The sequence below is a fragment of the Pseudomonas avellanae BPIC 631 genome (genome assembly GCF_000444135.1).
Classification (GTDB): Bacteria; Pseudomonadota; Gammaproteobacteria; order Pseudomonadales; family Pseudomonadaceae; genus Aquipseudomonas; species Aquipseudomonas avellanae.
Genome location: NZ_ATDK01000084.1, coordinates 26,035 through 37,170, shown reverse-complemented (window position 1 = coordinate 37,170; position 11,136 = coordinate 26,035). Strand labels below are relative to the sequence as shown.

Sequence of the window (11,136 nt, the reverse complement as noted above, 5' to 3'; positions counted from 1 at the left end):
AAGGGAGAAGATATTTTGAACAAAATACAGCGAGCCCGCGCGGCAATGAGCACGCAGGCATGAGAGAAGTTAATTTTGAGACGGCACACTAGTTGGGTGCGCGCAGCGACATCCGTGGACTTGTTTTTATCCATCGTGAACTCGTTTATTTACATTAAGTTGGATTGTTATATGTGTGCCGACAGGTGTCGGCAGCGGAAATATTACAAAACACATAAGTGTTCAGGTCAAGTCCCCGGCTAATTCAAGGTTCTGCAAAGGTTGTGTCAGACTTTGCAGTTACATTTGGTTTCATAATGGCACTAAATTATCGGTCATTAGTGTCGAAGATGCTGTAAACAAAGGGTATTGCCTCGGGTTGGTGCGGGTTTGAGATTTTTTCTGCCGCCTATCTTTGTAGGACCGTTACTACAGACAATTCTTACAAATCTGAAAATTTTCATTTTTGTCTAAAATCCTACTCGTTCGTAGGAAGATTCACTCAAACTTATCATTAGGGTCTCGCACACTTCAGTGTGCGAAACCTTCAAGGTATTGAGCGAAAAATGTAGGCCGTCGTGATTAAACCTGCATCGAGAGTGTTACGGAGCGCGCCGGCAGCGAAATATTGCCCGCACGATCGATGACCCGGTAGCTGATCGTGACGCTGTCGCTGTGCAGATTCAGCAGCAATTCCTTGTCGAAAATGATCTGTAGCGGACGATCAGTCAGGTTGTCGGAGGTGACCTCGTACGCGGGACCTTGCCGGTCATTGCAAAAGGTCTGGATGCGGTCTCCGGGCTGCATGCCAGCGTAGCCCGGGACAATGCCTGTGAGGGTGTTGCCGAGGTTGATCTGATGGAAAATGGCGGGAGCCAGCAGCGCTGCGCCGGGGGCGGTGCGGTCGATCCGAATCTCAGTGGTTGCTGAGTCTGTCCGAATATCGCCCGGAAATGTTAACCACTGGTAACCGATTGCATAAGTGCCATCTTTAGCGAAGTGTTCAGGCTGCAGATTCATAACGAACTGCACCTCTTCAGGTGCGTCAGGATCAGAAATGATTTGAGTAACCCCGGAGCCAACACCGTTAACCATAAGCTCAAAGCTGTCTTTTTCTTTTATTAAGCCCCGTGCGGTGAAATGGACCGAAATGCCTGATTCAAGATCGCGAACCCTGATCAGGCCATCGCTTTCTGCCACAGGAACTGAAGGTGCTTCCAATACGAGGGCTGTGAAATTATTCATCTTGTCTCTCTAATTAATAAGTCAAGCGCCAAATGGCGCCGGTCTAAAGTTTTTTCAGGACGACACGCAATAACTAAAAAAGGTAATAAATAACTACCGCGCATCACCTGAATTTCAAATAATCGGATTGAACGCTCTGTGTCAATGCCGACATCGGCCGTTTTACTGTCGTTTGTGGTATTAAGGAAGTATCCTACATTCTCTTCGGAGCTACTTCAGTGTTCTGTCAGTCCATAAAGAAAAAGCACATAGAAAGCGCCCAATAAAAAGCCCCGGCAGATCAACTCTGTCGGGGCTCTTTAAGTCGCTTGAAGTTTCAGCGATTAAATCGCTCCACGAGCGAATACTGGGAGTTGGCCGTATCGGTCAGTTCGCCACTCAATATCGCCGAGCGACGGGCCTCGTCTGAGGTTGTGTCGGCCAGGCTGGCGATGGTCGAGATGTTGCGGTTGATCTCTTCGGCCACCGCGCTTTGTTCTTCGGTGGCGGTGGCGATCTGTGTGGTCATGTCGGTGATGTTGGCCACGGCCTCGCTGATGCCCACCAACGCCTGATCGGCTTCCAGTACCCGCGCGACGCCTTCTTCAGCCTGACGACGACCGGTGTTCATGGTCTGCACCGCGTCGTTGGCGGTCTGCTGCAGTTTGGCGATCAAGCCGTGAATCTGCCCGGTGGACTCGGCGGTGCGTTGCGCCAGTTGGCGCACTTCATCTGCCACGACGGCAAACCCTCGACCCATCTCGCCAGCACGTGCGGCTTCGATGGCGGCGTTGAGGGCCAGCAGGTTGGTCTGGTCGGCAATGCCTTTGATCACATCGACCACGCCGCCGATTTCGTCGCTGTCCTTGGCCAACCTTGTCACGGTCAGGCCGGTTTCGCCCACCGAAGTGGACAGGCGCTGAATGGCGTCGCGGGTTTCACCGGCAATGTCGCGGCCGCGACGGGTCAGTTCGTTGGCTTGCTGGGTGGCGTCAGCGGCGCGATTGACGTGGCTGGCGACTTCCTGGGTGGTGGCGGCCATCTGATTGATGGCGGCGGCCACCTGTTCGGTTTCCACGCGCTGGCGCTCCAGCCCGGTCGAGCTCGCGTTGGCCAGCGAGTTGGCCTGGCGGGCCTGATTGTTCAAATGCTCGGCGGTGTCCTGCAAGCGGGTCAGGCAGGTTTTCAGACGCGCTTCCTGGCCGAGGATCGACATCTCCAGACGCGCTTGCGGGCCACGGCTGTCGGTGTACATCTGAGCGATCAACGGGTCGGAGGTGGTCTGTTCGGCCAGCCGCAGCAAGCGTTTGGTGCCGCGCTGCTGCCATGACAGCCCCAGCAAGCCCAGCGGCACCGACAACGCTGCAGCCAGTGCGAAGCCCCACTGCGAATTGAGCCACACGCCGATCAGAAAGCTCAACTGGCTGACCAGAATGAACGGCAGCCAGTCCTGAAGTATCGGCAGCCATTTATCACGGCCAGGCACGGCGCTTTTGCCGTTGTTGATGCGCGCGTAAAGTGTTTCGGCCCGACGAATCTGTTCGGCGGTCGGTTTGATACGCACGGACTCGAAACCCACGACCTGGCGGTTTTCCAGCACCGGCGTCACATAGGCGTTGACCCAGTAATGGTCGCCATTCTTGCAACGGTTCTTGACGATGCCCATCCACGGCTGACCGGTCTTGAGCGTGGTCCACATGTGCGCGAACACCGCTGGGGGCACGTCCGGGTGGCGAACTGTGTTGTGCGCGGCACCGAGCAGTTCCGCCTCGCTGTAACCGCTGATATCGACAAAGGCATCGTTGCAGTACGTGATGGTGCCTCGGGTGTCGGTGGTGGAGATCAGTCGCTGTTCGGCAGGAAATGTCCGCTCGCGTTGAGTGACGGGCTGGTTGTTGCGCATGGGATTTCGATCCTTCGATCCGGAAGACGATGGCGTGTTATCGGCCGGGGAGTCGATAAATTGAGCATTGCACGCCAAATGACCGGTAAGTCAGCGCATCAGGAATCTGTCGCGGCGTGCCTGACACCGCGACAGTTCCTGCGCACAGGGCATTGCGCCCCTGAATGTGCTGTTGGCTCAGGAAGCGATCAGTTGCCGCAACACATAATGCAGAATGCCGCCGGACTTGAAGTATTCCACTTCGTTAAGCGTGTCGATGCGGCACAGCAAGTCGACCGTTTCCTTGCTGCCGTCCTCGCGGTTGATGTGCAGGGTCAGGCTCATGCCCGGTTGCACGTCGGCGTTGGTCAGGCCGGTGATTTTTAGGGTTTCCTTTCCGGTAAGGGCCAATGTCTTGCGGGTCTGGCCGTTTTTGAATTGCAACGGCAGCACGCCCATGCCAACCAGATTGGAGCGGTGAATCCGCTCAAAGCTTTCGGCAATGACCGCCTTCACGCCCAGTAGATTGGTGCCTTTAGCCGCCCAATCGCGGCTTGAGCCAGTGCCGTATTCCAGCCCCGCGACGATTACCAGCGGCGTGCTTTCAGCCTGATAGCGCATGGCCGCGTCGTAGATCGCCAGTTTTTCGCCGGAAGGCACGTGCACCGTGCTGCCGCCTTCCTCGCCACCGAGCATTTCGTTGCGGATACGGATGTTGGCAAAGGTGCCGCGCATCATCACTTCATGGTTGCCACGGCGTGAACCGTACGAGTTGAAGTCCTGATACGTGACGCCTTTCTCTTGAAGATAGCGGCCGGCCGGGCTGTCAGCTTTGATATTGCCGGCAGGGGAGATGTGGTCGGTGGTTACCGAATCGCCCAGCAACGCCAGAATGCGTGCGTTTTCTATATCCTCGATCACGGGCAGCGGGCCGCCGATGTCTTCAAAGAACGGCGGGTGCTGAATGTAGGTGGAGTCTTCCTGCCAGACATAAGTGGCAGCCTGCGGCACTTCGATGGCTTGCCACTGCTCGTCGCCGGCAAAGACTTCGGCGTATTCCTTGTGGAACATGCCGGTGTTCACACTAGCGACTGCGTCGGCGATCTCCTGCTGGCTGGGCCATATGTCGCGCAGGTAGACCGGTTTGCCGTCCGACCCTTCGCCCAGCGGTTCACTGCTGATGTCGGTGCGCACCGAACCTGCCAGCGCATACGCCACCACCAAGGGTGGCGAGGCCAGCCAGTTGGTCTTGACCAGCGGATGGACGCGGCCTTCGAAGTTGCGGTTACCCGACAGCACGGAGGCTACGGTCAGGTCGGACTGCTGAATGGCTTTTTCGATCGGCTCCAGCAACGGCCCGGAGTTACCGATGCAGGTCGTGCAGCCGTAGCCCACCAGATTGAAGCCCAGCGCTTCCAGATACGGTGTCAAGCCTGCTGCGTCGTAGTAATCGGTCACAACCTTGGAGCCAGGTGCCAGCGAGCTCTTCACCCAGGGTTTGCGTTGCAGGCCCTTTTCGACCGCTTTTTTCGCCACCAGGCCGGCGGCCATCATCACGCTTGGGTTGGAGGTGTTGGTGCAGGAGGTGATCGCCGCGATCACCACCGCGCCATCTCTCAGAGGGTAGGTCTGGCCGTTGTATTCATACTGGGTTTCGTCACCGACCTGCGCTTCGTTGCCCACCGCGACACCGCCGCCGCCCTCGCTTTCCAGGCGGCCCTCGTCGACCTTGGCCGGCTTGACCTGCAAACCGAGAAAGTCATCGAATGCCTTGGCCACCTGCGGTAACGCCACGCGGTCTTGCGGACGTTTGGGGCCAGCGAGGCTGGCTTCCACGGTGGTCATGTCCAGCTCCAGACTGTCGGTGAACACCGGTTCCTGACCTGCCAGACGCCACAGCCCTTGCGCCTTGCAATAGGCCTCGACCAGCTTCACGGTCTCGTCGGGGCGGCCGGACAGGCGCAGGTAATCCAGCGTCACCTCGTCGACCGGGAAGAAGCCGCAGGTCGCGCCGTACTCCGGGGCCATGTTGGCAATGGTCGCACGGTCGGCCAGCGGCAGATCCGCCAGGCCGTCGCCGTAGAATTCGACGAACTTGCCGACCACGCCTTTCTTGCGCAGCATCTGCGTCACGGTCAGCACCAGATCGGTGGCGGTAATACCTTCTTTCAATTTGCCGGTCAGTTTGAAACCGATCACTTCCGGGATCAGCATCGATACCGGCTGGCCGAGCATCGCCGCCTCGGCTTCGATCCCGCCCACGCCCCAGCCCAATACGCCAAGGCCGTTGATCATCGTCGTGTGCGAGTCAGTGCCGACCAGCGTGTCGGGGAACGCGTAGGTACGACCGTCCTGCTCTTTGGTCCAGACAGTGCGGCCCAGATACTCCAGGTTCACCTGATGGCAAATACCGGTGCCGGGCGGCACCACGCTGAAGTTGTCGAAGGCGCTCTGGCCCCAACGCAGAAAGGCATAGCGCTCGCCGTTGCGCTGCATTTCAATGTCGACGTTCTCACCGAATGCCTCGGCGTTGCCGAACTTGTCGACCATCACCGAGTGATCGATGACCAGATCGACCGGCGACAGCGGATTGATCCGCTGCGGATCGCCACCTGCCTTGGCCACGGCAGCGCGCATGGCCGCCAGATCGACCACTGCAGGCACGCCGGTAAAGTCCTGCATCAGCACACGGGCGGGGCGGTACTGGATTTCCCGGTCCGAGCGGAGCTCAGTCAGCCAGTCGGCGATGGCCTTGAGGTCGTTGCCAGTGACGGTCTTGTTGTCTTCCCAGCGCAGCAGGTTTTCCAGCAGCACCTTGAGCGACATGGGCAGCTTGTCGAGGTCGCCGAGCGAGCGGGCGGCTTCCGGCAGGCTGAAGTAGTGGTAGGTCTTGTTATCGATGTCGAGTGTTTTCAGGCTATCGAGGGAGGGCATGAATGTCTCCTTTTGTAATGATCTCCGGGCATTGGGTGACGGGCTCCATGTGCATCAGGTCGGGAGCGCCGCATCAGGCTTCAGGTTCTGTGGACTGTCTGGCCGCGCCAGTGGTTCCTGATTCCGTTATCATGCGCGCCTTTGAAGTCTGCGGGGTTACGCCCGATCAGGAGTAACCCATGAATACGCTGTTTATGCATTGTCGGCCCGGTTTCGAGGGCGAAGTCTGCTCGGAGATCGCCGACCTCGCTGCACGCCTGGACGTTTCCGGTTACGCCAAGGCGCGGCCCGACACGGCCTGCGCCGAATTCATCTGCACTGAAGCGGATGGTGCCGAACGACTGATGAACGGTCAGCGCTTCGACACGTTGATCTTCCCTCGTCAGTGGGCGCGGGGCCTGTTCGTTGATCTGCCGGAAACCGACCGCATCAGCGTGATTCTTGCGCAACTGTCGACGTTCCCGACCTGCGGCAGCCTGTGGCTGGAAGTTGTGGATACCAACGATGGCAAAGAGCTGTCGAATTTCTGCAAAAAGTTCGAGGCACCACTGCGCAAGGCCCTGACCCAGGCTGGCAAGCTGGTCGATGACCCACGCAAACCGCGCCTGCTGCTGACCTTCAAGAGCGGTCGCGGAGTGTTTCTCGGCCTGGCCGAGGCCGATAACTCGGCGATGTGGCCGATGGGCATCCCGCGCTTGAAGTTCCCCCGCGAAGCACCCAGCCGCTCCACCTTGAAGCTGGAAGAAGCGTGGCACCACTTTATCCCCAGAGATCAGTGGGACGAGCGTCTTTCCGGTGACATGACGGGCGTGGACCTGGGCGCTGCGCCCGGCGGCTGGACCTACCAACTGGTGCGCCGGGGCATGCTGGTGACCGCCATCGATAATGGCCCGATGGCCGAAAGCCTGATGGACACCGGGCTGGTGCAGCACTTGATGGCGGACGGTTTTACCTACAAGCCTCGTCACCCTGTGGACTGGATGGTCTGTGACATCGTCGAAAAACCGGCGCGCAATGCGGCCCTGCTGGAAACCTGGCTGGGCGAAGGGCTGTGCCGTGAAGCGGTGGTCAACCTCAAGCTGCCGATGAAACAGCGCTACGCTGAAGTGCGCCGCTTGCTCGACCGCATCGAAGAAGGTTTTCAGGCGCGCGGTGTGCGGGTATCGATTGGCTGCAAGCAGCTTTACCATGACCGCGAAGAAGTCACTTGCCACCTGCGCAGGCTGGATGTGGCCAAAGCGGCCCGCAAGTGAGGCAAGCTGGCGCTTATCGTACCTGCTGATTTGAGCGACAATAGCTACCCGCCGCTGGAGTGCCCCATGTCTGAACCCATTGAAAGCCTCACCGTCGACGCCGTTCTGGACGCCACCGGGCTGTTCTGCCCGGAACCGGTGATGATGCTGCACCAGAAAGTCCGTGATCTGCCCGCAAGCGGCCTGCTCAAGGTGATTGCGACCGATCCGTCCACGCGCCGTGACATCCCGAAATTCTGCGTGTTTCTCGGCCATGAACTGGTGGCCGAGCAGGCTGAAGAGGGCACGTTCCTGTACTGGATTCGTAAAAAATCCGACTGACCGCCACATCGCTGCAACCGCGCTTGTTCACGACGCGCCTGTTCACACTGTGGACCGGCTCATGTCCGCCAGACCTTGAGAGGCTTCCATGCGCATTGTTGCTGACGAAAACATTCCCCTGCTCGACGCCTTTTTTGCCGGTTTCGGTGAAATCCGCCGCTTGCCAGGCCGCTCCATCGACCACGCAGCGGTAGCCGACGCTGATGTCTTGCTGGTGCGTTCCGTGACGCCGGTGACCCGCGAGATGCTTGAGGGCAGCCCGGTACGTTTTGTTGGCACCTGCACCATTGGCACTGATCATCTGGACCTCACCTACCTGCAGGATGCTGCGATTCAGTGGTCGAGCGCACCGGGCTGCAATGCGCGCGGCGTGGTGGATTACGTGCTGGGCAGTCTGCTGACCCTGGCGGAAATCGAAGGCGTCGATCTGCGCCAGCGCACCTATGGTGTGGTCGGTGCGGGGCAGGTGGGGGGGCGGCTGATCGCTGTGCTCAAAGCGCTGGGCTGGAAGGTGCTGGTCTGCGATCCGCCACGCCAGTCTGCCGAAGGCGGTGACTTCGTCAGCCTTGATGAGATTCTGCAGCGCTGTGACGTGATCAGCCTGCATACGCCGTTGGACAAGAGCGGCCAGTCACCGACCTGGCACCTGCTCGACGAAGCGCGTCTGCGTCAGCTCAGGCAAGGCTCCTGGCTGATCAACGCCAGCCGTGGCGCGGTGGTGGATAACCGCGCACTGCACGATGTCATGCTTGAGCGTGAAGACCTGCAAGCCGTGCTCGATGTGTGGGAAGGCGAACCGCAGGTCAACGTGGCGCTGGCTGACCTGTGCGTCATCGGCACGCCGCACATCGCGGGTTACAGTCTCGACGGCAGGCAGCGCGGCACTGCGCAGATCTACCAGGCGCTGTGCGCCTTTCTCGATCAGCCGGCGGCGATCAGCCTCGCTGACCTGCTGCCGACCCCCTGGCTGGCGCAAGTCAGCCTGGACGCTGCCACCGACCCGCAGTGGGCCTTGAACATGCTGTGCCGCGGCGTATACGACCCGCGCCGTGACGATGCGGATTTCCGTCGCAGCCTGACCGGCGACACCGCCAGCCAGCGACTGGCCTTCGATGCGCTGCGCAAACATTACCCGCCCCGTCGGGAAATCGAAGGGCTGAAGGTTCACCTGGAAGGCGAGTCCGACGCGCTGACGCAACTGATCCGGGCACTGGGGGCGGTGCGGGTCTAAGACGTTGCCTGGCATAAAAAACCCGACCTGGAGGTCGGGTTTCAAGATGAGGTGTCGCTCGGTATTATTTTTCCGGGGTGACCCAGTTCTTGTCGCATTCCTGGCAGGCAGCCTGAACCATTTCTTCGGTGATCAGGACTTCTTGCCCGTGCTGGTCGAGAATTGCACCGCCCACCGGCAGATTGGGCGTGGCTCGAACGACTTGAACTTCGTTGCTGCGCTCTTGCAGGCTCATGGTGTATCTCCTTTCATCAGGTAACGGCGTTAAATTAACCGCGCTTGATGACCGGTCCGTGACAGGTGCTGTCAGCCGTTCAAACGCGATACCAGTGCAACAGAAATGATGTAAGTCTGCCAGCAGGCGCTTAGATCGATCTCTTATAGCGTTCTCTGTCAAGCAGACATAACCTGACCTTTCAAACGCGGCGCAAGTTCACTCGCAATGATGCGCAGCACGCCTGGCGTGACAGGTGTAGGCTTTGCGGTTCAGACAGCTCGGGCACACAGGCAGGTTCACTTTTCATGATTTCACTGGTTTCCAGGCGTCAACGCCAGGCGATTCGTCTGGCCGCGAGTTTCATCGCACCTTACCGCTGGCAGGCGCTTGGCGCATTGTTGGCACTGGTCGTCACTGCGGGCATCACGCTGTCGATCGGGCAGGGCATCAAGTTGATGATCGATCAGGGTTTCATGACCCGTTCGCCGCAATTGCTCGAACGCTCGATCGGGTTCTTCATGCTGCTGACGGTGGGCCTGGCCATAGGCACTTTCAGCCGCTTTTATCTGGTGTCGTGGATCGGCGAGCGTGTGGTGGCGGATCTGCGCAAGAAGGTCTTTGACCACTTGATCGAGTTGCATCCGGGGTTCTATGAAAACAACCGCAGTTCGGAAATCCAGTCGCGACTCACCGCCGACACCACGCTGTTGCAGTCGGTCATCGGCTCGTCGCTGTCAATGTTCCTGCGCAATGCGTTGATGGTCGTCGGCGGGATCGTGCTGCTGTTTATTACCAACCCCAAGCTCACCAGCATCGTGGTGGTGGCCTTGCCGTTGATCATCGCGCCGATTCTCATGTTCGGTCGGCGAGTGCGCACTCTGTCGCGCGAGAGCCAGGACCGCGTCGCCAATGTCGGCAGCTATGTGGCCGAGGCGCTGGGGCAGATCAAGACGGTGCAAGCCTATAACCATCAGCAACAGGATAAACAGCGTTTTGCCCACACCGTCGAGCAGGCGTTCGATACCGCGCGCAAGCGAATCCTGCAACGCTCCTGGCTGATCACGCTGGTTATCGTTCTGGTGCTGGGGGCGGTGGCAGTGATGTTATGGGTGGGCGGCATGGACGTGATCAGCGGCCGCATTTCCAGCGGTGAACTGGCGGCCTTCGTGTTTTACGCGCTGGTGGTCGGTATGGCGTTCGGCACGTTGAGCGAGGTGATCGGCGAGCTGCAGCGCGCCGCCGGTGCGGCCGAGAGGATCGGCGAGTTGCTGCAGGCGCGCAGCGAGATCAGCGCGCCGCCGACCGGCCTGCAGACCCTGCCACCACGTATCAGCGGCAGGCTTGCGCTGGAGGGCGTCAGTTTCGCCTATCCGTCGCGCCCCGAGCGTAATGCGGTCGATGACCTGACCCTGACCGTGGAGCCCGGCGAAACCCTGGCTTTGGTAGGGCCGTCCGGCGCGGGCAAGTCAACGATCTTCGACCTGCTGCTGCGTTTTTACGACCCAGGCTGTGGGCGCATTCTGATCGAGGGCGTGCCGGCCGTGCAGCTCGATCCCCATGACCTGCGTCGCTGCTTTGCGCTGGTGTCGCAAACGCCTGGTTTGTTTTTTGGCAGCGTCGAAGACAACATTCGTTACGGCAACGTCAACGCCAGCTTCGAACAGGTGCAGGCAGCGGCACGTATCGCCCATGCCCACGAGTTCATTCTGGAAATGGCCGACGGTTACCGCACTCATCTGGGCGAGGGCGGGCTGGGGCTGTCGGGTGGGCAGCGCCAGCGTCTGACGATTGCTCGTGCCTTGCTGGTCGATGCGCCGATTTTACTGCTGGACGAGGCGACCAGCGCGCTGGATGCGCAAAGCGAACACCTGATTCAACAAGCCTTGCCCAGCTTGATGAAAGGCCGTACCACGCTGGTCATCGCTCACCGTCTGGCGACCGTGCAGAATGCTGACCGCATCGCGGTGATGGATCAGGGGCAACTGGTGGCGGTAGGTACTCATCAGCAACTGATTGCCAGCAACCCGTTATATGCACGGCTGGCGGCGTTGCAGTTCAATGCGGGTGTCGAATAGCGGCGGGGGGGCGAGGGCAG

The 11,136-nt window shown here is 59.5% G+C and carries 9 protein-coding genes; 5 read left to right on the top strand and 4 right to left on the bottom strand.

Annotated features, from left to right (window positions below; genetic code table 11):
• Nucleotides 1-561: 561 nt before the first annotated feature.
• From DW49_RS0106250 to acnA, 3 genes are all read right to left on the bottom strand, one after another.
• Nucleotides 562-1,224: a hypothetical protein gene (locus tag DW49_RS0106250; RefSeq protein ID WP_024421007.1), complete on the bottom strand. Its 663-nt coding sequence runs from the start codon at nucleotides 1,222-1,224 to the stop codon at nucleotides 562-564.
• Nucleotides 1,225-1,540: 316 nt separating this feature from the next.
• Nucleotides 1,541-3,106, bottom strand: a complete 1,566-nt coding sequence (locus DW49_RS0106245) for a methyl-accepting chemotaxis protein (protein ID WP_005616933.1) — start codon at nucleotides 3,104-3,106, stop codon at nucleotides 1,541-1,543.
• Between the two features lie 177 nt (nucleotides 3,107-3,283).
• Entirely contained in the window at nucleotides 3,284-6,019 is a 2,736-nt protein-coding gene (gene acnA / locus DW49_RS0106240; protein WP_005616936.1) for an aconitate hydratase AcnA, read from the bottom strand.
• 2 nt (nucleotides 6,020-6,021) lie between these two features.
• Between acnA and DW49_RS1000000132785 the strand changes: the two genes are divergently transcribed.
• From DW49_RS1000000132785 to pdxB, 4 genes are all read left to right on the top strand, one after another.
• Nucleotides 6,022-6,195 (top strand): hypothetical protein, encoded by a 174-nt coding sequence (locus DW49_RS1000000132785; protein ID WP_156356571.1) that lies wholly within the window; start codon nucleotides 6,022-6,024, stop codon nucleotides 6,193-6,195.
• Nucleotides 6,196-6,198: 3 nt separating this feature from the next.
• On the top strand, nucleotides 6,199-7,272 hold the full coding sequence (gene rlmM / locus DW49_RS0106235; protein ID WP_005616939.1) for a 23S rRNA (cytidine(2498)-2'-O)-methyltransferase RlmM: 1,074 nt from the start codon (nucleotides 6,199-6,201) through the stop codon (nucleotides 7,270-7,272).
• Between the two features lie 66 nt (nucleotides 7,273-7,338).
• Nucleotides 7,339-7,593, top strand: coding sequence for a sulfurtransferase TusA (gene tusA, locus DW49_RS0106230; RefSeq protein ID WP_003378672.1), 255 nt, complete (start codon nucleotides 7,339-7,341; stop codon nucleotides 7,591-7,593).
• An 88-nt stretch (nucleotides 7,594-7,681) separates the two neighbouring features.
• Nucleotides 7,682-8,824, top strand: a complete 1,143-nt coding sequence (gene pdxB, locus DW49_RS0106225) for a 4-phosphoerythronate dehydrogenase PdxB (RefSeq protein WP_005616942.1) — start codon at nucleotides 7,682-7,684, stop codon at nucleotides 8,822-8,824.
• A 64-nt stretch (nucleotides 8,825-8,888) separates the two neighbouring features.
• On the opposite strand, the gene DW49_RS1000000133050 is transcribed toward pdxB, so the two are convergent.
• On the bottom strand, nucleotides 8,889-9,059 hold the full coding sequence (locus DW49_RS1000000133050) for a PA1571 family protein (protein ID WP_003378668.1): 171 nt from the start codon (nucleotides 9,057-9,059) through the stop codon (nucleotides 8,889-8,891).
• Nucleotides 9,060-9,346: 287 nt separating this feature from the next.
• Here DW49_RS1000000133050 and DW49_RS0106215 point away from each other — a divergent pair, with 287 nt between their 5' ends.
• Complete coding sequence (locus DW49_RS0106215; RefSeq protein WP_024419875.1) at nucleotides 9,347-11,116, top strand: ABC transporter transmembrane domain-containing protein; 1,770 nt, start codon at nucleotides 9,347-9,349, stop codon at nucleotides 11,114-11,116.
• Nucleotides 11,117-11,136: the final 20 nt, after the last annotated feature.